The organism is Streptomyces sp. NPDC048001 (genome assembly GCF_043203115.1).
GTDB lineage: Bacteria > Actinomycetota > Actinomycetes > Streptomycetales > Streptomycetaceae > Streptomyces > Streptomyces sanyensis.
The window spans coordinates 169722-194470 of sequence record NZ_JBIDBN010000008.1 but is presented as its reverse complement, the minus strand read 5'-3'; the positions used below and the strand labels follow the sequence as shown (position 1 = coordinate 194470).

Below are 24749 nucleotides of genomic sequence, written 5' to 3'. Positions count from 1 at the left end.
CTACCGTAAGTAGCGGTGACCGGACTTGAACCGGTGACACAGCGATTATGAGCCGCTTGCTCTACCGACTGAGCTACACCGCTTTGATGTTCCGGATCCGCCCGGAGGCGGGTCCTTCACACCAGAGCCCCAATACGGAATCGAACCGTAGACCTTCTCCTTACCATGGAGACGCTCTGCCGACTGAGCTATTGGGGCGAGCGAGGAAGACATTACACGCTCGCCCACCGATGTCCCAAATCCGTTTGCCCCGCCCCCGGGCCGCCCCGCGCGGGCTCCCGCGACCCGGGCCGTCCCCCCGTTCACGACCGACCCCCGCGCACCGTCCGCACCACCCGCGACCTGCCCGGTACGACTATTGGCCTCCTCCGCGAAGCGCACCGCGGGCCGCCCTAGTCTCGACCCGTACCGGGGGCCACCGAGCCGTCGACCCGGTCCCGGCCGCAGCCGCACAGGAGCCCGATGCCCGACAGCCAGCCGCCTCCCCGCGACGGTGCCGCCGCGGACCCCACCGCGCTGCTGCTGTGCGGCGCCCGGCTCGCCGACGGCCGCGTCGTCGACGTCCGGATCGGCGGCGGCCGCATCGAGGCGGTCGGCTGCGCGGGCAGCCTGCCCCCGCACCCGTCCCGGCTGGACCTCACCGGGCACCTGCTGCTCCCCGCACCGGCGGAGCCCCACGCGCACGGCGACACCGCCCTCACCGCCGAGACGTCCGGCCCCGTCTCCTACGCCCCCGCCGACATCCAGCGGCGGGCCACCGAGGCGGCGCTGCTCCAGCTCGGCCACGGCGCCACCGCCCTGCGCTGCCATGTGCGGATCGGCGACGTCCAGGGGCTCGGCGCGCTGGAGGCGGTGCTGGCCGCGCGGCGGTCGCTGCGCGGGCTGGCGGACCTGAGGGCGGTGGCGGTGCCCCGGGTGCTGACCGGCGCGGCCGGCGCCGAAGGGCTCGCACTGCTGCACGACGCGATGAAGATGGGGGCCGCCGTGGTCGGCGGCTGCCCGGACGACGACCCCGACCCTGCGGGCTTCGCGGAGGCCGCGCTGGAGGCGGCGGCCGAGCACGGCCGCCCCGTCGACCTGCACACCCACGGCGACGACCCCGCCCGTCTCACCCGGCTCGCCGCCATGGCGGGCGGGCTGCGGCAGCGCGTCACGCTCGGGCCCTGCGCCGGGCTCGCCCTCCTCCCCCGCGAACTCGCCGCCCGGGCCGCCGACCGGCTCGCTGCCTCGGACGTCGGCGTCGTCTGCCTGCCCCAGGGCGGCTGCGCCGGGGTCGCGCACCGCGGATCGGCCCCGGTGCGGCTGCTGCGGGCGGCGGGGGTGCGCATCGCCGCGGGCAGCGGGGCCCTGCGCGACGCCGTGTGCAACCCGGTGGGCCGCGGCGACCCCCTGGAGGCCGCCTATCTGCTCGCCTCCCAGTCCGGACTGGTGCCCGAGGACGCCTACGACCGCGTCGCCGCCGCGGCCCGGGAGGTCATGGGCCTGCCCGAGGTGCGGGTGGAGGCGGGCTTCCCCGCGGAGCTGCTGGCCGTGCGGGGCGAACGGGTCCGGACCGCGCTCTCCCTCGCCTACAGCCGGATCGTCATCCACCGCGGCCGGGTCGTGGCCCGCACCAGCGCCGTGCGCGAGTACTGCGACTCGGCGGCGGCACTCGAACTGCCGCGCCAGGGGCGGGCGGACGGCAGCCCGTAGGGGCGGGCGGCGAGCCGGGCCCCCGCGCCGCGCACACGCCGCGACACGGGGTCCTTGCCGCCACCGGTCGCCGCACGGACGTACCGTCGGGGCATGCGCATCGTCATCGCTGGCGGACACGGCCAGATCGCACTCCGACTCGAACGCCTGCTCTCCTCGGCCGGACACCAGGTCGCGGGCGTCATCCGCAACCCCGCACACGAGGCCGACCTGCGGGAGGCCGGGGCCGAACCGGTGCTCCTCGACCTCGAGTCCGCCTCCCCGGAGGAGGTCGCGGGCGTGCTGGAGGGCGCCGACGCCGCGGTCTTCGCCGCCGGGGCGGGCCCGGGGAGCGGCACCGCCCGCAAGGACACCGTCGACCGCGGCGCGGCGGTGCTGTTCGCCGACGCGGCCGAACGCGCGGGCGTGCGCCGGTACATCGCGGTGTCGTCGATGGGCGCCGACGCCGGGCACCCGGGCGACGAGGTGTTCGACGTCTACCTGCGGGCCAAGGGCGCGGCCGACGACCATGTGCGCGGCAAGTCCGGCCTGCGGTGGACCGTGCTGCGCCCCGGGCAGCTGACCGACGAACTCGGGACCGGCCTGGTGCGGCTGGCGGCGTCCACGGGACGGGGCCCGGTGTCGCGCGACGACGTGGCCGCGGTGCTCGCGGAGCTGGCGGAGTCCGACGCGACGGCGGGCCTCACCCTGGAGCTGGTGTCCGGCGGCGTGCCGGTCGCCGTGGCCGTGCGCGACGTCGCGGGCAACTGACCGGTCCGGTCCGGGCGTTCACCACCCCCGCCCGCGCCGGCCGGCAGGCCGGGGGCGCCCCCGGCGGGCGGCGCCGGGGCGTGGTGGAGAGGCGCACACGGGTACGGGAGCCCACGGGCGGGGCGACTGGGGCGGGCGGGGCGACTGGGGACCTGCCGCATTCGGGTTCTTCCCGCACCCCCACCGGCGCGGCCGACGGACCGGATAGGACCGGCGGCGCTGTCATCGATGCAGATCCGCACGGTCTGCGTCCAGGAGTGCCCGATGAACCAGCCGCCGCTCACGGTCCGCCATCCGCTCGCCGTCGCCGCCCCGCGCATCGCGCCCGCCCTGGCCACCACCGCCCTCCTCGTCCTCGGGCGCGTCTGGAACGCCAACGGTGCCGAACACTCGCTCGGCAACGCCGTCCTGATGACCGTTCTGGCCACCGCCGCGGCCGCGGCCGGGGTCTGCTCCGTCCTCGGTCGGGCGGGGGACGGCGTGCTCGCGGGGTTCGCCTTCGCCACCTCCGGGGGCCTGGCCCTGGCCGGTGTCGCGGGCTACGCCGACGGTCTCTCGCTGCCGCTGCTGCTGTGGGCCGTCGCCACGGCCGTGGCCTACGCGCTCGCGGTCCGCCACTGGCGTGCCGAGCGCCGCGCCTCGGCGGCCTTCGAACGGCGGATGACGGAGAAGCGCGAGGACCACGGGCATGCGGAACGCATCGAGGCGATGCGCTCCCGCACCCGGATCGAGGTCGCCCGCGAGGGCGGCGCCTACGCCCTGGCGCTCGCCGAGGCCATGACGGCCCGTGCGACGCTCCCCGGCTACGACCCGGTGGTCCTGGGCCGGGGCGGGCTGCCGCGCCTGCCAGGGGGGCCGGGCGACAGGACCGGGGACGAGGGCTGAGCCCCTCGGGTCGGCGGCCCGCCCGTACGCGGCCCGCGCTCCGGAAAAACCCGTTTCCCACCCGAAAGGGATCATTGAGAGGGTGGTTGGCGATCCCCCTCCGGAAGGAACCAGCGCCATGCCCCGAGCCGTCACCCTGATCCGCTCCGCGTCCCTGTCGGACGTGGCCGAGTACGCCTACGCCGCCACCGCTCCCGCCGAATCCCGGCTGATCTTCCTCGCCGGTTCCTGCCCGCTCGCCGAGGACGGCTCCACCGTGGCCGTCGGCGACGTGGCCGGGCAGGCCGCCAAGTCGGTGGAGAACCTGCGCACCGCGCTCAAGGACGCAGGCGCCGATCTGCAGGACGTCATCAGCACCCGTGTGCTGGTCGCCTCCGACCGCCAGGCCGACCTGGTGGCGGCATGGGAGGTGGTACGGGACGCCTTCGGCGCACACGACGTCCCCAGCACCCTCATGGGCGTCACGGTCCTCGGCTACGACGACCAGCTGGTGGAGATCGAGGCGGTCGCCGCCGTCCTCGACGCCTGAGGGCACGCGCCGACCGGGCCCTGCGGGCGGGGGTTCGGCCCGGGGCGCCGACGCCGCACGCACCCGCTCCGCGACGGTGCCCGACCCGGCGGAGAAGCCCGGCACTCGCCCCGAGCGGCCGGGCTCTCGTGCTCTCAGGAGCGCGGCGGCTGTTCCCCCTCCGCCTCGGCCTCGTACGGCGGGATGCGCCGGCCGCGCGACTCGGCGATGTTCAGAACGTCCGTCAGGCTCTCGACGAGACGGCGCGCGATCCAGCGGAGCTCAGGAGCCGTCAGGTCCGCACCGTCCTCGACCATCGGCTTGGCCAAGGTCAGGATCACGGCCGCCGCATCGACCTGGCGGCTCTCGACGGTGTCGGCGAGCCGGGAGAAGAAGGTCCGAGTCCCGTCCGTCACCAGGTGTGCAAGCTTGCCCTCGGGCCCCGGCCAGGGCAGGAGCCGGACGTGCGCGGGAGGGGTGGTCATGCGGCCGCCCCCTGCCCCGGGGCCGCTTGCATCGGCCGCCGGGGTCTTCTGCTGTGCTCTGCACCACCGAGATTACGCGACATCGCGAATACGCACTACCGCACTACCGCGATAGCTGGATGACGCGAAACCGCGCACCCTGAGACCATGGATCTTGATCGTTCCGTTCCCGTGTGGCCGCAGGTAGCGGATGAGCTACGCCGACGGCTGGACGCTGGGCGGTACAAGCCTGGCGAGCGCTTCCCCGGCACGGTGGACATCGCCGCCGAGTTCGACGTGAGCCAGTCCACGGCACAGAAGGCCGTGGCCGCTCTCCGGAGAGAGGGACGGCTCTACACGATCCTCGGACAGGGCTCGTTCGTGAAGGATGACGTGTAGCAGAAGCGCCGCAGGCCGGGCCGGCATGGGGCGCGACCAGCGCCTGCCGGTCGGGGTGTACACCGCCTCCACAGCTCGGCGTTCGGCCCTGCCCGCACCGCAGCGGCGGAGCAGCACGGGAGGCTCCCACCCGCGCAGGGCCCCGGTGTACCCCCGGGACTCCCGCCGTCTTCGACCAGTTGGGTTCCTCGGCGCGGGTGCCTCACGGCCGCGCCGACCGGGAGTCGCGACCACTCTCACCGCCGCGGACAGGGCCCCGGTTGTCCAGTGCGTTCTCGGCGAGCCTCGATCCTGTGCATGCAGAACGGCCCCTGATCGCGTTTCCGCAGATCAGGGGCCGTTCCATCGCGTGGCGGCGCCAGGATTCGAACCTGGGTAGGCTAAGCCGACGGATTTACAGTCCGCTCCCATTGGCCACTCGGGCACACCGCCATGGGATTGCCGCCGGAAACCCGCCCCGGTGGGGCGCTGCTCCCTGGCAACGACGTAAACGATACCTGATGCACCGGGGTGCTTCGCCACCCGGTTGATCAGGGGGCGGCCGGGGCCGCGAAGGGCCGGACCGGACCGGCGCGCGCGGCCTCCCGGAGGGCGCGGCCGGGGCCGCGCACCCTCCGGGAGGCGGCGGCGGAGCCCTTAGGCTGGAGCCTGCCGTCCGGTCCGCCGGACACCCCACACGACCCGATACAAGGAGCCACAGGACATGGCCGACTCCAGTTTCGACATCGTCTCGAAGGTCGAGCGGCAGGAGGTCGACAACGCCCTCAACCAGGCCGCCAAGGAGATCACCCAGCGCTACGACTTCAAGAACGTCGGCGCCTCGATCTCCTGGTCCGGCGAGAAGATCCTGATGCAGGCGAACTCCGAGGAGCGCGTGAACGCGATCCTGGACGTCTTCCAGACGAAGCTGGTCAAGCGCGGCATCTCCCTCAAGGCGCTGGACGCGGGCGAGCCCCAGCTGTCCGGCAAGGAGTACAAGATCTTCGCCTCGATCGAGGAGGGCATCTCCCAGGAGAACGCCAAGAAGGTGGCGAAGGTCATCCGCGACGAGGGCCCCAAGGGCGTCAAGGCGCAGGTCCAGGGCGAGGAGCTGCGCGTCAGCTCGAAGAGCCGCGACGACCTCCAGGCCGTGCAGGCGCTGCTGCGCGAGCAGGACTTCGACTTCGCGCTCCAGTTCGTCAACTACCGCTGATCAGCCGTTCCACACCGCATGAACGTCGTCGGGCGGACGTCGCGGGCGCGACAGGGGGTACCGCCGAGAGCAGGTTCGACCACCACCCTCGTTGCTCCCTCGCCATCGGGTGGCAGGCATCGGTGCCCGGCACCCGATGCGGGTGGGCTCGCTCCACTGAGCGCGATGGCGCGGTTGTGGCCCTCGACGGCCGGGGGAGTGCCGGATCCTCTTGGCACTCCCCCGCTCTCACGACCAGGCGCAGAGGGAGCCGCGAACGGCGTGCCCCAAACGGTGAGGACAGCTCACAGAGGCCCGTCGGCGACTGCGACCTTCCAGGCAGCACTTCCTGACAGCTTGACGGAAACCGCCTGAGGCCCTTTCCCGGTTATTCGCTGGGCGGCGTTCTCCACCCCGTCGCAAGGGTGGCTGACCCATTGCCCGCCGTCGACCTCCAGGGATATGTCCCCGGTGCCCGAGCACACGAAATGCACCGTGTACGACGGCTGCATCGGAGTAAAGACGGGGAGATCGGTACCCGCCTCTCCGCTCGTCTCCCGAACAATAAGCTCCTTGCCCCGAGCCTGTTCCAGCTTCAGGCCTGGATCAGGTTCCCGACTCCCGAACTCCCCGGATGGACCTCCAGGTGAGGGGCGACTTCCCTCACCAGGTGAGGCCGTGCACCCCGCGACCAACGCAAGAACCACCGCACCGGCTGCCATCCATGCTCTCGAACTCACTCTTCCCCCCAATCACCGAAGGCCGAAACTCCAGGTAGGCATACCACGAGGCCACCGGGCGGACCTCACTCGCAGACGCGCCAGTTCGTCCGGTACGGGGCAAGGAATTGAAGTACTTCTTGGCACCGCAGGAGCAGTTGCTGTACACGTAGGCGGTCCAGGCGGATACATCCTCCCTCCAGATGACCACCGACGAAGACAAACAGTGCGTGAAGCCCACCTGAGGCGGATATCCGACGCAAAGAGGCGCGAGGCGCCCATAACCCACCCACAGCGTCTCGCACACCGGAGAAGCTGAATCATTTCTTCCGGATAGACGGCCCCAGCACCTCAGGCTTGAACGAGAACTTCTCCATCCTTCGGTGTGCTTCCTCCGCTCGGTCGACAACTGACCCACCCACCGCGTAGCGCCGCGCTCGCCGGCCGCCGGCCGTCCGGTCGCCATGTCGGATTCTCGCCAGCCGTGGGGGCCCGGGAGGGGCACACTCGACCTCGGGGCGAGCCGAACGTCCCGGCACCGCGGCACCAAGGAGGACACCGGTCATGGCCACCGTCTACGACATCGTCGACAGCCCGCTGGGCGAGCTGCTGCTGGTCGGCGAGGAGTCGCCCTCGGCGCCGGGCGGGACGGTCCTCGCCTCGCTCTCGCTCCCCGGCCAGAAGGGCGGGGCGGTCGTGGGAGAGGGCGCCCGTCGCGATCCCGGCGCCTTCCGGGCGATCGGCGAGCAGCTCTCGGCCTACTTCTCCGGCGGGCTGACCCGCTTCTCGGTGGCGCACACTCCCGCCGGCACCGACTTCCAGCGCCGGGTGTGGCAGGCACTGGAGGAGATCCCCTTCGGCCGGACCACCAGCTACGGCGAGATCGCTGCCCGGGTCGGCACCCCGGGCGCCGGGGTGCGCGCCGTCGGCACGGCCATCGGCCGCAACCCGCTGCTGGTGGTACGCCCCTGCCACCGGGTGATCGGCGCGGACGGTGCGCTGCGCGGGTACGCGGGCGGGCTGGCGGCCAAGGCCGCACTGCTGCGGCTGGAGGGAGCGCTCGCGGAGTGAGCGGGACGCTCTTCCCCCGGGAACGGGCGGTGGTCGCGGACGGCGCGGTCCACGTCCCCGACTGGCTGCCGCCGGAGCGGCGCCGGGCTCTGGTGGACGCCTGCCGCGCCTGGGCCCGCGGCCCGGTGCCGCTGCGGCACACCGTGCTGCCGGGCGGCGGTGCGATGTCGGTGCGGACCGTGTGCGTGGGGTGGCACTGGCAGCCCTACCGCTACTCACGTACCGCGGACGACGTGAACGGCGCCCGGGTGGCGGACTTCCCCGGGTGGCTGGTCGGGCTGGGGCGCGAGGCGCTCGCGGCGGCCTACGGGGACGGTCCGGAGAGCCGCGGCTACACGCCGGACACCGCCCTGGTGAACTTCTACGACTCCGCCGCGCGGATGGGCATGCACCAGGACCGCCAGGAGCGCTCCCCGGCGCCGGTGGTGTCGCTGAGCATCGGGGACGCCTGCGTCTTCCGCTTCGGCAACACCGCGAACCGGGGGCGGCCCTATGCGGACGTGGAGCTGCGCTCCGGCGACCTGTTCGTCTTCGGAGGCCCCTCCCGGCTCGCGTACCACGGGGTGCCGAAGGTGCTGGCGGAGTCCGGGGACCCGTCGGCGGGGCTGCCCCGCGGCCGGCTCAACATCACGCTGCGGGAGACGGGGCTCCGCTGACGGCCTGTCGGGCAGGGTGCCCTCGGCACCGCCGACGCGGCTCAGTAGGGTTCGGCGCATGACACCGGAACTGCGCCGGACCCTCGGGGTCTTCGACGCCGTCGTGATCGGTCTGGGCTCGATGGTCGGCGCGGGCATCTTCGCGGCGCTCGGCCCGGCGGCGGCCGCGGCCGGGTCCTGGCTGCTCGTCGGGCTGGCCCTGGCCGCCGCGGTGGCCTACTGCAACGCGATGTCCTCGGCCCGGCTGGCGGCGCTGTACCCCTCCTCGGGGGGCACCTACGTCTACGGGCGGGAGCGGCTGGGCGACTTCTGGGGCTATCTGGCGGGGTGGGCCTTCGTCGTCGGCAAGACGGCGTCGTGCGCCGCGATGGCGCTGACGGTGGGCAGCTACGCATGGCCGGAGCAGTCCCGTGCCGTGGCGGTGGCCGCGGTGGTGGTGCTGACGGCGGTCGACTACGGGGGTGTGCGGAAGTCGGCGCTGGTGACCCGGGTGATCGTCGCCGTGGTGCTGGCCGTGCTGGCCGCGGTGGCGGTGACGCTCGCGGTCTCGGACGCGGCGGACCCGGGGCGGCTGGCCCCGGGGGGCGGCACGGGACCGGGCGGCGTGCTGCAGGCGGCCGGGCTGCTGTTCTTCGCCTTCGCCGGGTACGCGCGGATCGCCACGCTGGGCGAGGAGGTGCGCGACCCGGCGCGGACCATCCCGCGGGCGGTGCCGCTGGCGCTCGGAGCGGCGCTGGCCGTCTACGCCGCGGTCGCCGCGGCGGCGCTCGCCGTGCTGGGGGCGGCCGGGCTGGGTGCGGCCGAGGCCCCGCTGGCCGCCGCGGCCGAGGCGGCCGGGGCGGACTGGCTGGGGCCGGTGGTCCGCGCGGCCGCGGTGGTGGCCTCGCTGGGGTCGCTGCTGGCGCTGATCCTCGGGGTGTCGCGTACGACGCTGGCGATGGCCCGGGACGGGCACCTGCCCAGGGGCCTGGCCGCGGTCCATCCGCGCTTCCGGGTGCCGCACCGCGCGGGGCTGGCCGTGGGGGCGGTGGTCGCGGTCGTGGCGGCCACGGTCGACGTGCGCGGGGCGATCGGCTTCTCCTCGTTCGGGGTGCTGGTCTACTACGCGGTGGCCAACGCCGCGGCGTGGACGCTTCCGTCCCGGGCGGCGCGGGTCACGGCCGGCTGCGGGCTGACCGGGTGCCTGGTGCTGGCGCTGTCGCTGCCCGCGGTGTCGGCGATCGCGGGCACGGGGGTGCTGGCCGTGGGCGCGGTGCTGTACGCGCTGCGCCGACGGCACGACGGCGGGGGCGGCGCCTCCGCCTGAGGGCCCCTGCGCACACCGGGGGGCCGCGGCACGGCGGGCGTCAGTAGCGCCGCCCGGCGAACGGCTCGTCCGTCCGGACGATCTCCCTCCCGAGCGGCATCAGCGACACCGGGATGAGCTTGAAGTTGGCGATGCCGAAGGGGATGCCGATGATCGTCACGCAGAGCGCGATGCCCGCGGCGATGTGCCCGAGGGCGAGCCACCACCCCGCCAGCAGGATCCAGAGCACGTTCCCGATCAGGGACGGTGCCCCCGCGTCGTGCCGGTCGACGACCCGGTACCCGAAGGGCCACAGGGCGTAGACGCCGATCCGGAAGGCCGCGATACCGAAGGGGATGCCGATGATGGTGATGCAGAGGATGAGCCCTGCCACCAGGTAGCCCAGGAACAGCCAGAAGCCGCTCAGGAACAGCCATATGACATTCAGAAGTGTCTTCATGGGCGGTGACCTGCCATCTGCTCGAGTCGTGCGATGCGTTCCGCCATCGGCGGGTGGGTGGAGAACATCCTGGAGAGGCCGCGTCCCGGGGCGAAGGGGTGGGCGATCATCATGTGGCTCGCCGTCTCCAGCCGGGGCTCCGGTGGCAGCGGGAGCTGCCTGGTGCCCGCCTCCAGCTTGCGCAGGGCGCTGGCCAGGGCGAGCGGGTCCCCGGTGAGGTGGGCTCCGGAGGCGTCGGCCTCGTACTCGCGCGAGCGGCTGACCGCGAGTTGGATGACGGAGGCGGCCAGCGGGCCGAGGATCATGACGAGCAGGAGGCCGAAGAGGCCCGGGCCGTCGTCGTCGCTGGAGCGGCCGACGGGGATCAGCCAGGCGAAGTTGACCAGGAACATCACCACCGAGGCGAGGGCTCCCGCGACGGAGGAGATGAGGATGTCCCGGTTGTGGACGTGGCTGAGTTCGTGGCCGATGACCCCGCGCAGTTCCCGCTCGTCGAGGAGCGCGAGGATGCCCTCGGTGCAGCACACCGCGGCGTTGCGCGGGTTGCGGCCGGTGGCGAAGGCGTTCGGCGCCTGGGTCGGGGAGATGTAGAGCCGGGGCATGGGCTGGCGGGCGGCCGTGGAGAGTTCCCGGACCATGCGGTAGAGCGCCGGGGCCTCGAACTCGCTCACCGGCCGGGCCCGCATGGCCCGCAGCGCGAGCTTGTCGCTGTTGACGTAGGCGTAGGCGTTGGTGCCGACGGCGACGACGAGCGCGACGACCAGCCCCGTACGGCCGAAGAAGCTGCCGATGACGAGGATCAGTGCGGACAGGCCCCCGAGGAGTACGGCGGTCTTCAGCCCGTTGTGCCGGCGGTGCACGGTACGCCCTCCAAGTGGTGCGGCAGGGGAACCCTTTTGCCTGGTGGTGCTCCACCCTCCAGTGGACCCTTCTGTTCTGGTCAACGCCAGGCGGGGGACGCTGGTTCCCCGTGTCACCGGGCCGCGGCCGGCGCCGTCCGGGTGACGCCGCCCCCGGTGCGAGGGGTCCGGGAAGCGGGATGAGGGGCGGGACGTCACGGCCCCGGACAGCGGGACGAAGGCAGGCCCGGCGACCCCGGAAAGCAGGACGAAGTCAGGCCCGGCGGCCCCCGCGAAGCGGGGCGAGGGCGGGACCCGGCGGCCCCGGGCGGGGTCAGAAGAGGGTGGTCGCCGCGAACCGCAGCACCGGCTGGGGCCAGCCGGAGAGGACCACCGCCGTCACCGCGGTCACCGCGACGGCGACCGCCGCCGGGGCGGGCCGGGGGCGCCGCGAGGGGGCGGCCCGGTCCCCCTCGGTGGACACCGGTGCCCCGGGGGCCCCGGCCGCCTCGGGGGCGCGGAAGAGGAGCGCCGTCCAGCGCAGGTAGTAGTAGAGGGCCACCACGACGTTGACGGCCATGACGACGGCCAGCCAGCCGAGGCCCGCGTCGACCGCCGCCGAGAAGACGGCCACCTTGGCGAACAGGCCGATGACGCCCGGGGGCAGCCCGGCCAGGCAGAGCAGGAAGAAGCCCAGGGCCAGGGCGGCGAGCGGACGGGTCGCGTACAGGCCCCGGTAGTCGGCGATCCGGTTGGCCGGGCGGGTGCGGGCGACGAGCGCCGCGACCGAGAACGCCCCGAGGTTCACCACGGCGTACATCAGCGCGTAGGCGACCGTGGCGCCGATCCGGTCGTCCCCGGCGTACGCGGCGGCGGCGATCGGCACGAGCAGGTACCCGGCCTGCCCGACGGAGGACCAGGCGAGCAGGCGGACGGCGCCCCCGGTGCGGGTGGCCGACTGGCGCAGGGCGGCGACGTTGCCCGCGGTCATGGTCAGGGCCGCCAGGACCGCCAGGACCGGCCCCCACACCCGGGAGTGGCCGGGGAAGGCGACGACGGTCACCAGGATCAGGCCGGTGAAGCCGACCGCCTTGCCCACGACGGAGAGGTAGCCGGCCACGGGCAGCGGGGCCCCGGCGTAGGTGTCGGGGACCCAGAAGTGGAAGGGAACGGCGGCGGTCTTGAAGGCGAAGCCCACCAGGGTCAGGGCGACTCCGGTGGTGGCCAGGGTGCCGAGGGGCGCGGGCACGTCCGCCAGTCCGGCGGCCACCCGGGTGAGGTGCAGGGTGCCGGTGGAGGCGTAGACGAAGCTGACGCCGAGGAGCGTCACGGCCGTCGCGGTGACGGAGGAGAGGAAGAACTTCAGCGCCGCCTCGCTGGACCTCCGGTCGCCGCGGCGCAGTCCCACGAGCGCGAACGCGGGCAGCGAGGCGACCTCCAGGGCGACGACGAGGGTGGCGAGGTCCCGGGAGGCGGGCAGCAGGGCGGCGCCCGCTGCCGAGGCCAGCAGCAGGAACCAGTACTCGCCCGCGGGCAGCTCGCGGCGGGTGTCGGTGAGGGAGAGGACGGCCGTCAGCAGGGCGCCGCCCAGGACCAGGAACTGGATGACGAGGGTGAAGTGGTCCGCGGTGTAGCTGCACGCGGTCGCGTCGGTGGTCAGGCAGAACGTGGAGCGGTCGCCGGCGCGCAGGGGGATCAGGGCCAGCAGTGCGGCGGCCAGGCCGGCGATCGCCGTGGCGCCGAGGAGCGGCTTGCGGCGCTCCTCGGTGAACAGGTCCGCGACGAGGACCACCAGGGCGGCCACCGCGGTGAGGGTGGGCGGGGCGATGGCCTGCCAGTCGACCGACTGGACGAGGCCGGCGGCTGCCGGGTTCACGACCTGCCTCCTGCGAGGAGCTGCTGCACGGCCGGGTCGGTGAGCCCGAGGAGGACCGCGGGCCAGAGTCCGGCGAGGACGGTGAGGGCGACGAGCGGCGTCCAGGTGGCCGCCTCGTGGCCGCGGAGGTCGGCGAGGGTGCCGGGCGGCTCCGGGGGGCCTGCGGCCCCGGCCGGGGCCGGGTGGCCGGGGGCGGCGGCCTCCGCCACCGCGCCGGGCACCGGCGCGGTGGTGGCGCCCATGCACACCCGCCGCACCACGACGAGGAGGTAGGCGGCGGTCAGCAGGGTGCCGAAGGCCGCCACGGACAGGAAGACGAGGAAGGCGGGCCGGTTCAGGCCCTCGGCGGGGTCGAAGGCCCCGAACATCGCGAGCATCTCCCCCCAGAACCCGGCGAGCCCGGGCAGGCCGAGGGAGGCGACCGCGGCGAAGGCGAGCAGCCCCCCGAGCCGGGGCGCCCGCCCGTAGAGCGCGGCGCCGCCCGCTCCGGCGAGGGTGTCGAGGTCGGCGGTGCCGTAGCGCTCCTTGACGGCGCCGACGAGGAAGAAGAGCAGGCCGGTGATCAGCCCGTGGGCGACGTTGGCGAACAGGGCGCCGTTGACTCCGGTCGGGGTCATGCTGGCGATGCCGAGCAGGACGAAGCCCATGTGGCCGACGGAGGAGTAGGCGATCAGGCGCTTCAGGTCGCCGCCCGAGCCCCGCCGGGCCAGGGAGAGGCAGGCGAGGGACCCGTAGACGATGCCCACGGCGGCGAAGCCGGCCAGGTAGGGCGCGAGGACCTGCATGCCGTGCGGGGTGATCGGCAGCACGATCCGGACGAGGCCGTAGGTGCCCATCTTGAGCAGGACGCCCGCCAGCAGGACCGAGCCGACGGTGGGCGCGGCGGTGTGGGCGTCGGGCAGCCAGGTGTGCAGCGGCCACATCGGGGTCTTGACCGCGAGGCCGAGGCCGATGGCCAGGGCGGCGGTGACCTGCACGGTGGCCGTCAGCCCCCGGCCCTCGCCCGCGGCGAGGGCGACCATGTCGAAGGTGCCGGCCTGGAGGCCGACCAGCAGCAGGCCGAGCAGCATCACCACGGAGCCGAGGAGCGTGTAGAGGATGAACTTCCACGCGGCGGCCCGCCGTCCGGCACCGCCCCAGCGGGCGATGAGGAAGTACATCGGGATGAGGACCGTCTCGAAGGCCAGGAAGAACAGGACCAGGTCCAGGGCGGCGAAGGTCGCCAGGGTGCCGGAGGCGAGGACGAGGAGCAGGGCGGTGAAGGCCCTGGCCGAGTGGCCGCCCTCGGGGGCGCCGGAGCCGGGGCGCCGGGTGGCGTAGCTGTGCAGCGCGCAGAGGAAGGTCAGCAGGGAGGTCAGCACGATCAGCGGGAGCGAGATGCCGTCCACGCCGAGGTGGATCCGCACGTCCAGGGCGGGGATCCAGCTGAGGTCGGTGGTGGCCTGCATCCGCGAGGGGTCGTCGTGGTCGAAGCCGGCCGCCAGGACGAGGGAGGCGAGCAGCACGGCGCCGGTGACGGTCACCCCGTGGCGCAGCACGGCCTGGTCGGGTCCGGTGCCGCGCAGGCCGGGCGGGGCGGGCAGCAGGGCCGCGGCGGCACCGACGAGCGGGGCGGCGACGATGAAAACGAGGAGGAGCTGCATCACGGACTCGCTGATGTCGATCACGGCTCAGGACCCCGCGTTCGTGTGGGACAGGACGACGGCGAGCACGGCCACGGCGACCGAGCCCGCGAGGAGTGCGCCGAGGTAGGTCTGCACGTTGCCGGTCTGGGCCCGGCGGACGGCGGCGCCGAGCAGCCGGGCGCCGGTGCCCGAGCCGCGGACGTAGGCGTCGACGACCTCGCGGTCCAGGAAGGACACGAGCCGCGCCCCGGCCCGGACGGGCCGGACGAACAGGGCCGAGTACAGGGCGTCGACGCGGAAGCCCTCGGCGGCGGACCGGTGGAGCGGGCCGAGCAGCAGCCGACCGGGGTCGGTGGGGTCGGCGGCCGCGGAGACGGAGCCGTGGGCGGGGGCGTGGCTCGCGATCGCCGCGGCCTCGGAGACGGCGGGCGCCTCGCCCGGGTGCGCCGCGACGGCGCCGGCCGGGGGGCGGGCCGCGGGCGCGGTGGCATGGCGCCAGGCCGCGTAGGTGACGAGGCCGCCGACGAGGGCCGCGCCGGTGCCGAGGACGGCGGTGGTCAGGGTGGGGGTCAGGGCGCGGCCGTCGAACCACCCGGGGAGGGCGCCGTAGGCGAGCCCGAAGGCGAGCGAGGGCACGGCGAGCACCCACAGGACGGAGGTCATGGCGACCGGCTGGCGCCCGTGGTCGGGGGCCTCGGCTCCCCGTCCGCGGAAGGTGCGCAGCCACAGCCGGGCCGCGTAGGCGGCGGTGAGCAGGGCGGTGGCCAGGCCCGCCACGAGGACCGTCCAGCCCGCCGCCGCGGGCACCGCGCCCGAGCCGTCGAGGGCGGCGTGCTCGGCGGCCACCAGCACGGCCTCCTTGGAGAAGAAGCCGGCGAAGGGCGGGATGGCGGCGAGGGCGAGCAGGGCGACGGTCATCGTCCAGAAGGCGTCGGGCACGCGCCGCGCCAGGCCGCTCATCCGGCTCATGGCGGCCAGCGAGTTGGTGCCCGCCGCATGGATGACGACACCGGCGGCGAGGAAGAGCACCGCCTTGAAGGCGCCGTGGGAGAGCAGGTGGAAGACGGCCGCACCGCGGTCGCCGACGGCCAGGGCGCCGGTCATGTAGCCGAGCTGGCCGATGGTCGAGTAGGCGAGCACCCGTTTGATGTCGTCCTGGGCGAGGGCGGCGAGCCCGGAGCCGACCATGGTCACGGCGGCCATCGCGGCCAGCACGGTCATCGCGGCGGCGGAGGCGGCGAACAGCGGGAGCAGACGGGCGACGAGGTAGACGCCCGCGGCCACCATGGTGGCGGCGTGGATGAGCGCGGAGACGGGGGTGGGGCCCGCCATGGCGTCGGGCAGCCAGGTGTGCAGCGGGAACTGCGCCGACTTGCCCGCGACGCCCGCGAGGAGCAGCAGCGCGACGAGCGTCGGGTGCTCGATCGTGCCCGCGGCCACGGCACCGAGCACCCCGGTGATGCGGAAGGTCCCGGCGGCGGAGGCGAGGGCGAACAGGCCGATCAGGAAGGGCACGTCGCCGAGCTTGGTGACGAGGAAGGCCTTCAGGGAGGCGGCGCGGGCCTCGGGCGTCTCCCAGTAGTGGCCGACGAGGAAGTAGGAGCAGATGCCCATGACCTCCCAGCCGACCAGCAGCACCATCAGGTCGCCGGAGTAGACGACCAGCAGCATCGCGGAGGTGAACAGGGAGACCAGCGCGGCGTAGGAGGGGTAGCGGGGGTCGTCGCGGAGGTAGGCGGTGGAGTAGATCTGCACGCAGGCGGCCACCACGCCGACCAGGACGGCGACGAGCGCGGCGAAGCCGTCGACGTACAGGGCGAGGTCGACGGGGACCGAGCCGGTGGGGGTGAGTTCGGTGGACGCCTCCACGGCGGGCCCGCCGCCCTGGCGGACGGCCACCGCGACGGCGAGCCCGGCGGCGGCGAGGGTGGGCAGGACCGCGAGCGGGCGGACGAACCCGGGCGCGGTGCGGCCGAGCAGCAGGCCCGCCACGGCGCCCAGGAAGGGCAGGAGGGGGACGAGGACGGCGAGGGTCGTGGTGGTCACGCGGCGGCCTCGGCCTTCTCCTCGCGGTCCGCGGGCGCGGTCGGGCGGTCCGGGCCGCCGGGCCCGTCGTCGCCGGGCCGCTCGGCGGTGTCGCGCAGGCGGTCGACGTCGGAGGTGCCGCGGTTGCGGTAGACCATCAGCACGATCGCCAGGCCGATGCCGATCTCGGCGGCGGCGATCGCGATGGTGAACAGGGTCAGGGCCTGCCCGGCGTGCAGGGTGTCGCGCAGCCAGACGTCGAAGGCGACCAGGTTGAGGTTGACGGCGTTGAGCATCAGCTCGACGGACATCAGGACCAGGATCGCGTTGCGGCGGGCGAGCACTCCGTACAGGCCGATGCAGAACAGCAGCACGGCGAGGACGGCGGGATAGGCGAGATGCATCAGCGCGTCCCCTCGGGGTCCTCGGTGCCGTCGGCCCCCCGGGAGCCGGGGGCCGCCGTGTCCCCGGTGGCCCGGGGGTCCTTGCGGGAGAGCACGATCGCCCCGACGAGGGCGGCGAGCAGCAGCACCGAGAGGGCCTCGAAGGGCAGCACCCAGTGCCGGAAGAGCATGTCGCCGGTGACCCGGGTGGAGCCCTGGACGGGTCCGTCCAGATCGATCCAGGCGGTGCGGAAGGCGTCGAGGACGACCCAGCCGAGGGTGGCGGCGGCGAGCCCGGCCACGCCGAGGGCGATCCACCGGTTGCCGGAGTCGGCGTCCGGCGAGGGCCCGATGGGCGCCTTGGTCAGCATCAGCCCGAACAGCAGCAGCACGACCACGGAGCCGACGTAGATCAGCACCTGCACCCAGGCGATGAACTCGGCCGTGAGCAGCAGGTACTCGACGGCGACGCCGCCGAGGGCGACGACCAGCCAGAGGGCGGCGTGCACCAGTCGGCGGGTGGTGACGGAGACGAGGGCGGCGCCGAGGGTGGCGAGGCCGACCAGGACGAAGGCGACCTCGACGCCCGTGGGGGAGAGGAAGCCCTGGGGGGCGGCGGCGGGCGTCATGCCGGTCCCTCCCCGCCGCGGCGGTCGCCGCCGTCGCCGGTGCCGTCGGCCTCCGCGGCGGGCCCGGAGGGCTCGTCGGCCCGGGCCGCCGCCGCGGCGGCTTCGGCGGCTTCGAGCTTCTCGGCGGCCTTGCGGGCGGCGGCGAGCTCCTTGGGCTCCTCGGCCCGCGGGTCGAGCGGCGGCGGCGCGGGCACCGTCCACATCCACTCCCGGAGCTTGTCCCGCTCGTGGGTGAGTTCGTGGATGTCGGTCTCCGCGTACTCGAACTCGGGCGACCAGAACAGCGCGTCGAAGGGGCAGACCTCGATGCAGATGCCGCAGTACATGCAGAGCGAGAAGTCGATGGCGAAGCGGTCCAGCACGTTGCGGCTGCGTTCGCGGCCGCCGGGGGCCGCGGGCGGCACGGTCTCCTTGTGGGAGTCGATGTAGATGCACCAGTCCGGGCACTCGCGGGCGCACAGCATGCAGACCGTGCAGTTCTCCTCGAACAGGCCGATGACCCCGCGGGTGCGGGGCGGCAGCTCGGGGAGGACGTCCGGGTACTGGGCGGTGACGGATCTCCTCGTCATCGTCCGCAGGGTGACGGCCAGGCCCTTGGCCAGACCGGATCCGGGGATCGGGGACACGGCTAGAGCACCACCTTGACGACGCCGGTGAGGGCGATCTGGGCGAGGGCGAGCGGGACGAGGACGGTCCAGGCGAGCCGCTGGAGCTGGTCCTCGCGCATCCGGGGGTAGGAGACCCGCAGCCAGATGACGACGAAGGCGAGCACCGCGGTCTTCAGCAGGGTCCAGAGCCAGCCGAGGCCGTCGGCGCCCAGCGGGCCGTGCCAGCCGCCGAGGAAGAGGACCGTGGTCAGGCCGCAGAGCACGACGATGCCCGCGTACTCGGCGAGCAGGAACAGCGCGAAGCGCATCCCGGTGTACTCGGTGTAGGCGCCGAAGATGATCTCGGAGTCGGCGACGGGCATGTCGAAGGGCGGACGCTGGAGTTCGGCGAGTCCGGCGACGAAGAAGACCACGGCCCCGACGATCTGCCAGGGCAGCCACCACCACTCGAAGGCGTCGAGGATGCCGGTGAGGGAGACGGTGCCCGCGGCCATCGCGACGGAGGCGGCGGCCAGCAGCATCGGCAGCTCGTAGGAGAGCAGCTGGGCCGCGGTGCGCAACCCGCCGAGCAGGGAGAACTTGTTGGCCGAGGCCCAGCCCGCCATGAGGGAGCCGAGTACGCCGACGCCCATCACGGCGAGCACGAAGAAGACGCCCGCGTCCACGACCTGCCCGACCGTGTCCGGTCCGACGGGGATCGCGAGGAGCACGAGGAGGTAGGGCAGGAGGGCGACGGCGGGTGCGAGGCGGAAGACGCGGCGGTCGGCCTCGGCCGGGACCACGTCCTCCTTCTGCGCGAACTTCACGCCGTCGGCGACGAGCTGCGCCCAGCCGTGGAAGCCGCCCGCGTACATGGGGCCGAGCCGGCCCTGCATATGGGCCATCACCTTGTGCTCGGTCTGCCCGACGACGAGCGGGAGGACCAGGAACGCGGCGAAGACGGCGAGGAGCCGGAGGGCGACGTCGAGCACGTCGTTCACGCGGGGTCGCCTCCGGTCGGTCGGTCGGTCCCGGGCCGGTCGGTCCTCTCGGGTGCGTCGGTGGCCTCGGGTGCGTGCTCTTCGGGCCGGTCGCTCTCGGATGCGTCGGTCTCGGATGCGTCCGGGGCGGGGGCGCCGGGCCGGTCGGTCCTCTCGGGAGCGTCACTCTCGGATACGTCCGGGGCGGGGGCGTCCGGGGCGGGGGCGCCGGGCCGGTCGGTCCTCTCGGGAGCGTCACTCTCGGATACGTCCGGGGCGGGGGCGTCCGGGGCGGGGGCGTCCGCGCCGGGCTCCTCGCCGCCGTCCTCGCGGCCCTGGGCGGGCGCGGTGGCACCGGTGTCCGCGGCCGCGCGACCGCCACCGGCGGAGGGCGGCTCGCCCTGTGCACCGGGGCCGGCGTCGTCGAAGGCCGGGCGGGCGTGGTGCCAGGGGGCGTCCGCGCTGCGGGACGCCTGCGGGGCGGGCTCGGTGCCGGGTGCGGGGGGCGCGGACTGCGAGGCGGAGCCCTCGGCCGCGCTGCGGTTGCGGCGGGGGCGGGACGCGGGAGGCGCGGACTGCGAGGCCGAGCCCTCGGCGGCGCTGCGGTTGCGGCGGGGCGGGCGCTCCTCTGCCGCCGGGGCACCGGAAGTGGCCCCGGGCTCCGGGGACGCGGCCGTCCCGGCCGCCTGGGAGGCCGAGCCTCCCGACGCACTGCGGGTGCGGCGCACGGGCCGCTCCCCCGCGGCGGCACCGCGCGCGGCCCGGGCGGGACGCGCCGGAGCAGGCGGGAGCTGACCCTTCAGCGGGCCCCACTCGTTGGGGTCGGGCACCCCGGGGGGCAGCATCTGGCGGCGCTTGGGGCCCCCGTGCTCCGACTCCCCCGGTTCCTTGGCGCCCGGCCACGCCTTGGCGACCCGGGCGGCCAGCACGAAGTCCTTGCGCAGGGGATGGCCCTCGAACCCCTCGGGCAGCAGCAGCGGGTGCAGGTGCGGGTGGCCGGTGAAGTCCACTCCGAACATCTCGTGGGTCTCGCGCTCGTGCCAGTCGGCACCGGCGTACACGCCCACGGCGGTCGGCAGCGAGGGGGCGTCGTGCGGCACGGTGGTGCGCAGCAGCAGCCGGCGGACGGTGCCCCGGCCGAGGGCCGCGACGTGGGCGCAGACCCGGAAGCCGGTGCCCGGCTCGTCGACGGCGCTCAGCCAGTCGAAGAAGGTGCAGCCGAGGGTGGAGCGGGCGGTCCGAAGCGCGCGGAGCCACTCCTGCGGGGGGACGTCCACCGTGAGCAGGTCGTGGCTGCGCTCGGCGGTGGCCTCGGGGCCGAAGAGCTCGGCCGCCGCCTCGGGCAGACGGTCGTAGGCGTTCACCGGTCGTCCCCCCTTTCGGGGCCGGGGCCCGGCCCGGGCGCCGGGGGCGGGGCGACCAGGCCGCTGCGCAGGGCCTCCGTCGAGGGGCGCGTCCCGCCGCCGTGTCCGTAGCGCTCCCCCAGCGACTCGCGTGCGATCTTCTCCTGGAGCTTGAGGATGCCCTGGAGCAGGGCCTCGGGCCGGGGCGGGCAGCCGGGCACGTACACGTCGACGGGGATGATCTGGTCGACGCCCTTGGTCACCGCGTAGGAGTCCCAGTAGGGACCGCCGCAGTTGGAGCAGGCGCCGAAGGAGATCACGTACTTCGGCTCCGGCATCTGCTCGTACAGGCGCTTGACCGCCGGGGCCATCTTGTCCGTGACCGTGCCGGAGACGATCATCAGGTCCGCCTGCCGGGGGCCGGGTGCGAAGGGGATCACGCCGAGCCGGATGAAGTCGTGGCGCGCCATGGAGGCGGCGATGAACTCGATGGCGCAGCAGGCGAGTCCGAAGTTGAACACCCACAGGCTGTAGCGGCGCCCCCAGTTGAGGACCACCTTCATCGGTTCCGGAGCGAGGCGCGAGAGCACGCCGAGCCGCTGGGGCTCGGGCAGGTCCACCGGGTTCACGCCCATGTCAGGACGCCCTTCTTGTACGCGTAGAGCAGTCCCACGGCCAGGAAGCCGAGGAAGACGAACATCTCGACGAGCGTCGTGGCGCCGTATCCGTCGGCGGCGAAGACGGTCGCCCAGGGGAAGAGGAAGATCGAGTCCACGGCGAAGATCACGTAGAGGAAGGCGTAGACGTAGTAGCGCACCTGCGTATGGGCCCAGCCCTCGCCCACCGGGTCCACGCCGCACTCGTAGGTGAGCAGCTTCTCCGGGGTGGGCACGGCGGGCCGCAGCAGCCGCCCGGCGGTGAAGGCCACGGCCACGAAGAGCACGCCGGCCGCCGCGAGCAGGCCGACGACGGTGTAGCCGCGGAAGTACTCCGCCGCGAGTGGGACCACGCTCGTCTCCGGCACGTCCGCCCTCGCTCCCTGTCGCCTCGGTGTTCCGGGCCCCGGGCCGGTGCGCCCCGGGGCCGCCGCGCCCCGCACCGCCCGCGTGCGGCCGGAGCGCCGCCTCCGTCCGGCGCCGCCCGGCGCCTCTCGTACGCACGGGAGTCTAAGCCCTGTCCCGCGATCCCCCACGGGCCCGCGGCGAGGGCCCGTGGCACCCCGCCGCGTTGCCCGGACCGCCCGCGCCCGCGCGGCGGGAGAGCCGCCCTCCGCCGCCCTCCGCCGCGCGGCGCCCCGCAGCCGACGCGGCCACGGCCCGGGACCGCATGGGGTGGGCCGCCGGGGCCGGGCCGGGGCCGGGTGGGGTTATCCCCACTCCGCCCCACCTACGGACCCCATGGCGTCCGGCGCGCGATCCGTGCAGGCTGGGCGCATGACCGTGAGCAAGATCGCCTCCGGGGCCGCGAAGGGGCCCGCCTCCGCGCCGGTGGACGGGTACGCGCCCGGCGAGGACGCCCCGCCGCCCGTGCGCCACGTCCTCGACCGCCGCACGTTCCGGGAGCTGTCGTTCCTCCTGCTCGACCTGCCCGCCGGCCTGCTGGGGTTCGTCTACGCCGTGGTCACCCTGTCCGTCGGCGCCGGGCTGTCGGTCACCGTGGTGGGGCTGCCGCTGCTGGCCGGGGGGCTGGCGGGGGCCCGGCTGCTGGGGCGGCTGGAGCGCGGCCGGGCACGGGCGCTGCTCGGTGTGCGCATCGAGGAGCCCAGTCCGCTGCCGGGCGGGGGCGGGCTGCTGCCGTGGGTCTGGAGGCGGCTGAGGGACCCGGTCGCCTGGCGCACGGTGCTCTACGCGTTCGTGCGCCTGCCGTGGGCGGTGGCCGTGTTCGCGGTGGTGCTGACCTCCTCGCTGGTGCTGTTCCCGCTGGTGCCGTACCTGGCGCGCGGGCTGGCGAACGCCGACCGGGCCATGGTGCGCGGGCTGCTCTCGCCCTCGGACGAACTGGAGCGCCGGATAGCCGAGTTGGAGTCGGGCCGCGGGGTGGTGGTGGACACGGCCGCGGCCGACCTCCGCCGCATCGAGCGCGACCTCCACGACGGCGCGCAGGCCCGGCTGGTGGCCCTCGCCATGGGTCTCGGGCTGGCGAAGGAGAAGCTGCTGGAGGACCCGGACGCGGCCGCCGCCATGGTGGACGAGGCCCACGGGGAGGTGAAGCTGGCCCTGAAGGAGCTGCGCGACCTCGCCCGCGGCATCCACCCGGCCGTCCTCACCGACCGGGGGCTGGACGCGGCCCTGTCCTCCCTCGCCTCCCGCTGCACGGCGCCGGTCGCGGTCACGGTGGACCTGTCCTCGCGGCCCGCCCAGGCCATCGAGGGGATCGCCTACTTCACCGTCTCCGAACTGCTCCAGAACGTCAGCAAGCACGCGGGGGCCAGCCGGGTCACGGTGGACGTGTGGCGGGCGGACCGGCGGCTGCTCATCCAGGTCGTGGACGACGGCAGGGGCGGCGCCCGGCTGGAGGGCGGGACCGGCATGGCGGGGCTGGCGGAGCGGCTGGGGGCCGTGGACGGGCTGTTCGCCCTGGACTCCCCGGTCGGGGGTCCGACGACGGTGACCGCGGAGCTGCCCTGGCGCGAGCGCGGCTGAGCGGCGACGGGCCGCGCGGGGCGGGCCGGGTGGACCGGCCCGCCCCGCGGCCTGCCCTCGCGGCGCGCGCCCGGGCCCTCCGCGGGGCCCGGGCTCCGTCCGGTGGCCCCCCGGGTCGCCGGTGCCGGCGGCCCGGGGGGCAACGGGGTGGGGAAAACCCCCGGAGAAGACGGCGACCGCCCTCATGGCCCCGGCGGTCCGCGATGCGGAGGCTGGAACCATGACAGCCCGCCTCGCAGAACGGACGCCGCCGATGGCCTCGGACCGCAGCCCCGACCCCGCACCCCCGCGCCCCGCGCAGGGGCTGACCGCCGTACTGCGCGCGCCGTTCACCGGCCGCACCTGGCGGGAGTTCGGCTGGATCCTGCTCGGCCTTCCGCTGAGCGCCGTGCTGTTCTCGCTCGCGGTGTCCCTGGTCTCCGCCGGGGCGGGGCTGCTGGTCACCTTCCTCGGCGTACCGCTGCTCGCCGGGACCTTCGCCGTGCTGCGCGCCGCGGGCGCCGTGGAGCGGGCGCGGGCCGGGGCCCTGCTGGGGGTGGAGGTGCCCGCCCCGGAGCCGGTGCGCGCCCGGAGGCGCGGCTTCCTGGCGTGGGTCGGCGGGATGCTGAAGAGCGGGGCCTCCTGGCGCCACCTGCTCTACGCGGTGCTGCACTTCCCGTGGGCCGTCTTCACGTTCTCCCTGCTCGTCACGGTCTGGGCGTCCGGGTGGGCGCTGCTCGCCTACCCGCTGTGGCACTGGGTGTTCCCGGTGTTCACGGGCCAGCAGGGACTGCAGCTCTACGGCGACGGGACCGGCGGCCACTACCTGGACACCCCGCTGGAGATCGCGGGCACCGGCGTCGTCGGACTGCTGCTGACCCTGGCCGCGCCGTATCTCGCCCGGGGACTGAACCAGGTGGACCGGCTGATGGTGACCGGCCTCCTCGGCCCGTCCCGGCTGGCCAGCCGGGTGGTGGAGCTGGAGTCGGACCGGGGGGTGGTGGTGGACACGGCCGCGGCCGACCTCCGCCGCATCGAGCGCGACCTCCACGACGGCGCGCAGGCCCGGCTGGTGGCCCTCGCCATGGATCTCGGGCTGGCGAAGGAGAAGCTCGCGGAGGACCCCCGGGCGGCCGCCACCATGGTCGACGAGGCGCACGCGGAGGTGAAGGTGGCCCTGAAGGAGCTGCGCGACCTCGCCCGCGGCATCCACCCGGCCGTCCTCACCGACCGGGGGCTGGACGCGGCCCTGTCCTCCCTCGCCTCCCGCTGCACCGTCCCGGTGGCGGTGGAGGTCGACCTGTCCTCGCGGCCCGCCCAGGCCATCGAGGGGATCGCCTACTTCACCGTCTCCGAACTGCTTCAGAACGTCAGCAAGCACGCGGGGGCGACCGTCGCCTCCGTGGACGTCTGGCGTGCGGAGGACCGTCTGATGCTGCGGGTGGCGGACGACGGGCGGGGCGGGGCGGACCCGGCGGCGGGCAGCGGCCTGGCCGGACTGGCGGAGCGGCTGGCGGCGGTGGACGGGATCCTCGCCGTGGACTCCCCCGCGGGCGGCCCCACCTCGGTGGTCGCCGAGCTGCCCTGGCGCGACTGACCCGGCACCCGTCTCCCGCCGCCCTGACCCGGCCCCGTCTCCCGGCACCCGTCTCCCGCCGCCGCCCCGAGGCCGGGGCCGGGGCCGGGGGCGAGGGTGCCCCGGCGCACGCGCCGCTCAACTCCGCCGCGCCCGCGCGCGTCCCCTGGTGGGGCGACCTTGCGCGCTCCCCCGCGGATTCCCG

General features: G+C 74.7%; 24 protein-coding genes and 3 tRNA genes. 11 read left to right on the top strand and 16 right to left on the bottom strand.

Annotated elements, in window-relative coordinates; genetic code table 11:
- Positions 1–10: 10 nt before the first annotated feature.
- Positions 11–83 (bottom strand) — tRNA-Met (locus tag ACGF15_RS16715).
- A 42-nt stretch (positions 84–125) separates the two neighbouring features.
- Positions 126–198: transfer RNA gene (locus ACGF15_RS16710), tRNA-Thr, on the bottom strand.
- A 264-nt stretch (positions 199–462) separates the two neighbouring features.
- On the opposite strand from ACGF15_RS16710, the gene ACGF15_RS16705 reads away from it, so the two are divergent.
- The 4 genes from ACGF15_RS16705 (at position 463) to ACGF15_RS16690 (ending at position 3856) form a co-directional block, all read left to right on the top strand.
- The gene (locus ACGF15_RS16705; RefSeq protein WP_345614458.1) at positions 463–1692 is read left to right on the top strand and encodes an amidohydrolase family protein; all 1230 of its coding nucleotides are present in this window, start codon (positions 463–465) and stop codon (positions 1690–1692) included.
- Positions 1693–1785: 93 nt separating this feature from the next.
- A complete protein-coding gene (locus tag ACGF15_RS16700) occupies positions 1786–2442 on the top strand; it encodes an SDR family oxidoreductase (protein WP_362612925.1) in 657 nt (218 codons plus the stop codon).
- A gap of 264 nt (positions 2443–2706) precedes the next feature.
- Positions 2707–3327 (top strand): hypothetical protein, encoded by a 621-nt coding sequence (locus ACGF15_RS16695; RefSeq protein WP_345614456.1) that lies wholly within the window; start codon positions 2707–2709, stop codon positions 3325–3327.
- Positions 3328–3445: 118 nt separating this feature from the next.
- A complete protein-coding gene (locus ACGF15_RS16690) occupies positions 3446–3856 on the top strand; it encodes a Rid family hydrolase (RefSeq protein WP_345614455.1) in 411 nt (136 codons plus the stop codon).
- 134 nt (positions 3857–3990) lie between these two features.
- Here the strand turns inward: ACGF15_RS16690 and ACGF15_RS16685 are convergent, their stop codons facing one another.
- A complete protein-coding gene (locus tag ACGF15_RS16685) occupies positions 3991–4320 on the bottom strand; it encodes a hypothetical protein (RefSeq protein ID WP_392799695.1) in 330 nt (109 codons plus the stop codon).
- Positions 4321–4467: 147 nt separating this feature from the next.
- Here ACGF15_RS16685 and ACGF15_RS16680 point away from each other — a divergent pair, with 147 nt between their 5' ends.
- Positions 4468–4698 carry a winged helix-turn-helix domain-containing protein gene (locus ACGF15_RS16680; RefSeq protein ID WP_345614453.1) on the top strand — a complete coding sequence of 77 codons (231 nt, stop codon included), beginning with the start codon at positions 4468–4470 and terminating at the stop codon, positions 4696–4698.
- 350 nt (positions 4699–5048) lie between these two features.
- Here the strand turns inward: ACGF15_RS16680 and ACGF15_RS16675 are convergent.
- Positions 5049–5130 (bottom strand) — tRNA-Tyr (locus tag ACGF15_RS16675).
- Positions 5131–5401: 271 nt separating this feature from the next.
- On the opposite strand from ACGF15_RS16675, the gene ACGF15_RS16670 reads away from it, so the two are divergent.
- From ACGF15_RS16670 to ACGF15_RS16655, 4 genes are all read left to right on the top strand, one after another.
- Positions 5402–5890: a YajQ family cyclic di-GMP-binding protein gene (locus ACGF15_RS16670; RefSeq protein WP_256525409.1), complete on the top strand. Its 489-nt coding sequence runs from the start codon at positions 5402–5404 to the stop codon at positions 5888–5890.
- Between the two features lie 1262 nt (positions 5891–7152).
- A complete protein-coding gene (locus ACGF15_RS16665) occupies positions 7153–7659 on the top strand; it encodes a methylated-DNA--[protein]-cysteine S-methyltransferase (RefSeq protein WP_345614452.1) in 507 nt (168 codons plus the stop codon).
- The gene (locus ACGF15_RS16660) at positions 7656–8315 is read left to right on the top strand and encodes an alpha-ketoglutarate-dependent dioxygenase AlkB family protein (RefSeq protein ID WP_392799691.1); all 660 of its coding nucleotides are present in this window, start codon (positions 7656–7658) and stop codon (positions 8313–8315) included. Before ACGF15_RS16665 ends, ACGF15_RS16660 begins: the two co-directional genes overlap by 4 nt.
- A 58-nt stretch (positions 8316–8373) precedes the next feature.
- Complete coding sequence (locus ACGF15_RS16655; protein ID WP_392799688.1) at positions 8374–9621, top strand: APC family permease; 1248 nt, start codon at positions 8374–8376, stop codon at positions 9619–9621.
- A 40-nt stretch (positions 9622–9661) separates the two neighbouring features.
- Here the strand turns inward: ACGF15_RS16655 and ACGF15_RS16650 are convergent, their stop codons facing one another.
- The 12 genes from ACGF15_RS16650 to ACGF15_RS16595 form a co-directional block, all read right to left on the bottom strand.
- Positions 9662–10060, bottom strand: a complete 399-nt coding sequence (locus tag ACGF15_RS16650; protein WP_256525405.1) for a YccF domain-containing protein — start codon at positions 10058–10060, stop codon at positions 9662–9664.
- Positions 10057–10920 (bottom strand): zinc metalloprotease HtpX, encoded by an 864-nt coding sequence (htpX, locus tag ACGF15_RS16645; protein ID WP_345614449.1) that lies wholly within the window; start codon positions 10918–10920, stop codon positions 10057–10059. Before htpX ends, ACGF15_RS16650 begins: the two co-directional genes overlap by 4 nt.
- Before the next feature lie 313 nt (positions 10921–11233).
- Positions 11234–12775, bottom strand: a complete 1542-nt coding sequence (locus tag ACGF15_RS16640) for an NADH-quinone oxidoreductase subunit N (RefSeq protein ID WP_392799684.1) — start codon at positions 12773–12775, stop codon at positions 11234–11236.
- Entirely contained in the window at positions 12772–14442 is a 1671-nt protein-coding gene (locus tag ACGF15_RS16635) for a NuoM family protein (RefSeq protein ID WP_392799682.1), read from the bottom strand. Before ACGF15_RS16635 ends, ACGF15_RS16640 begins: the two co-directional genes overlap by 4 nt.
- A 3-nt stretch (positions 14443–14445) precedes the next feature.
- Complete coding sequence (locus ACGF15_RS16630; protein WP_392799680.1) at positions 14446–16446, bottom strand: NADH-quinone oxidoreductase subunit L; 2001 nt, start codon at positions 16444–16446, stop codon at positions 14446–14448.
- Positions 16443–16829 (bottom strand): NADH-quinone oxidoreductase subunit NuoK, encoded by a 387-nt coding sequence (gene nuoK / locus ACGF15_RS16625; protein WP_345614445.1) that lies wholly within the window; start codon positions 16827–16829, stop codon positions 16443–16445. Before nuoK ends, ACGF15_RS16630 begins: the two co-directional genes overlap by 4 nt.
- Positions 16829–17437: an NADH-quinone oxidoreductase subunit J gene (locus ACGF15_RS16620; protein WP_345614444.1), complete on the bottom strand. Its 609-nt coding sequence runs from the start codon at positions 17435–17437 to the stop codon at positions 16829–16831. Before ACGF15_RS16620 ends, nuoK begins: the two co-directional genes overlap by 1 nt.
- The gene (locus ACGF15_RS16615; RefSeq protein ID WP_362615708.1) at positions 17434–18063 is read right to left on the bottom strand and encodes an NADH-quinone oxidoreductase subunit I; all 630 of its coding nucleotides are present in this window, start codon (positions 18061–18063) and stop codon (positions 17434–17436) included. The genes ACGF15_RS16620 and ACGF15_RS16615 overlap by 4 nt, the downstream gene beginning before the upstream one ends.
- Before the next feature lie 2 nt (positions 18064–18065).
- On the bottom strand, positions 18066–19025 hold the full coding sequence (locus ACGF15_RS16610; RefSeq protein WP_256525398.1) for a complex I subunit 1 family protein: 960 nt from the start codon (positions 19023–19025) through the stop codon (positions 18066–18068).
- Positions 19022–20368 carry an NADH-quinone oxidoreductase subunit C gene (locus tag ACGF15_RS16605; protein ID WP_392799675.1) on the bottom strand — a complete coding sequence of 449 codons (1347 nt, stop codon included), beginning with the start codon at positions 20366–20368 and terminating at the stop codon, positions 19022–19024. Before ACGF15_RS16605 ends, ACGF15_RS16610 begins: the two co-directional genes overlap by 4 nt.
- Positions 20365–20982: an NADH-quinone oxidoreductase subunit B gene (locus ACGF15_RS16600; RefSeq protein ID WP_392799672.1), complete on the bottom strand. Its 618-nt coding sequence runs from the start codon at positions 20980–20982 to the stop codon at positions 20365–20367. Before ACGF15_RS16600 ends, ACGF15_RS16605 begins: the two co-directional genes overlap by 4 nt.
- A complete protein-coding gene (locus tag ACGF15_RS16595; RefSeq protein ID WP_256525395.1) occupies positions 20973–21371 on the bottom strand; it encodes an NADH-quinone oxidoreductase subunit A in 399 nt (132 codons plus the stop codon). Before ACGF15_RS16595 ends, ACGF15_RS16600 begins: the two co-directional genes overlap by 10 nt.
- 409 nt (positions 21372–21780) lie before the next feature.
- On the opposite strand from ACGF15_RS16595, the gene ACGF15_RS16590 reads away from it, so the two are divergent.
- Both ACGF15_RS16590 and ACGF15_RS16585 read left to right on the top strand, forming a co-directional pair.
- A complete protein-coding gene (locus ACGF15_RS16590; RefSeq protein ID WP_392799669.1) occupies positions 21781–22989 on the top strand; it encodes a sensor histidine kinase in 1209 nt (402 codons plus the stop codon).
- A 253-nt stretch (positions 22990–23242) separates the two neighbouring features.
- Entirely contained in the window at positions 23243–24565 is a 1323-nt protein-coding gene (locus tag ACGF15_RS16585) for a sensor histidine kinase (protein WP_392799944.1), read from the top strand.
- The last annotated feature ends 184 nt before the right edge of the window (positions 24566–24749 follow it).

Coding starts and splice junctions, on each gene's coding strand:
- ACGF15_RS16585 (WP_392799944.1), top strand. CDS start 23,243: ATGGCCTCGGACCGCAGCCCCGACCCCGCACCCCCGCGCCCCGCGCAG.
- ACGF15_RS16705 (WP_345614458.1), top strand. CDS start 463: ATGCCCGACAGCCAGCCGCCTCCCCGCGACGGTGCCGCCGCGGACCCC.
- ACGF15_RS16590 (WP_392799669.1), top strand. CDS start 21,781: ATGACCGTGAGCAAGATCGCCTCCGGGGCCGCGAAGGGGCCCGCCTCC.
- ACGF15_RS16600 (WP_392799672.1), bottom strand. CDS start 20,982: ATGGGCGTGAACCCGGTGGACCTGCCCGAGCCCCAGCGGCTCGGCGTG.
- ACGF15_RS16685 (WP_392799695.1), bottom strand. CDS start 4,320: ATGACCACCCCTCCCGCGCACGTCCGGCTCCTGCCCTGGCCGGGGCCC.
- nuoK (WP_345614445.1), bottom strand. CDS start 16,829: ATGCATCTCGCCTATCCCGCCGTCCTCGCCGTGCTGCTGTTCTGCATC.
- ACGF15_RS16695 (WP_345614456.1), top strand. CDS start 2,707: ATGAACCAGCCGCCGCTCACGGTCCGCCATCCGCTCGCCGTCGCCGCC.
- ACGF15_RS16620 (WP_345614444.1), bottom strand. CDS start 17,437: ATGACGCCCGCCGCCGCCCCCCAGGGCTTCCTCTCCCCCACGGGCGTC.
- ACGF15_RS16670 (WP_256525409.1), top strand. CDS start 5,402: ATGGCCGACTCCAGTTTCGACATCGTCTCGAAGGTCGAGCGGCAGGAG.
- ACGF15_RS16700 (WP_362612925.1), top strand. CDS start 1,786: ATGCGCATCGTCATCGCTGGCGGACACGGCCAGATCGCACTCCGACTC.
- ACGF15_RS16650 (WP_256525405.1), bottom strand. CDS start 10,060: ATGAAGACACTTCTGAATGTCATATGGCTGTTCCTGAGCGGCTTCTGG.
- ACGF15_RS16665 (WP_345614452.1), top strand. CDS start 7,153: ATGGCCACCGTCTACGACATCGTCGACAGCCCGCTGGGCGAGCTGCTG.
- ACGF15_RS16655 (WP_392799688.1), top strand. CDS start 8,374: ATGACACCGGAACTGCGCCGGACCCTCGGGGTCTTCGACGCCGTCGTG.
- ACGF15_RS16690 (WP_345614455.1), top strand. CDS start 3,446: ATGCCCCGAGCCGTCACCCTGATCCGCTCCGCGTCCCTGTCGGACGTG.
- ACGF15_RS16680 (WP_345614453.1), top strand. CDS start 4,468: ATGGATCTTGATCGTTCCGTTCCCGTGTGGCCGCAGGTAGCGGATGAG.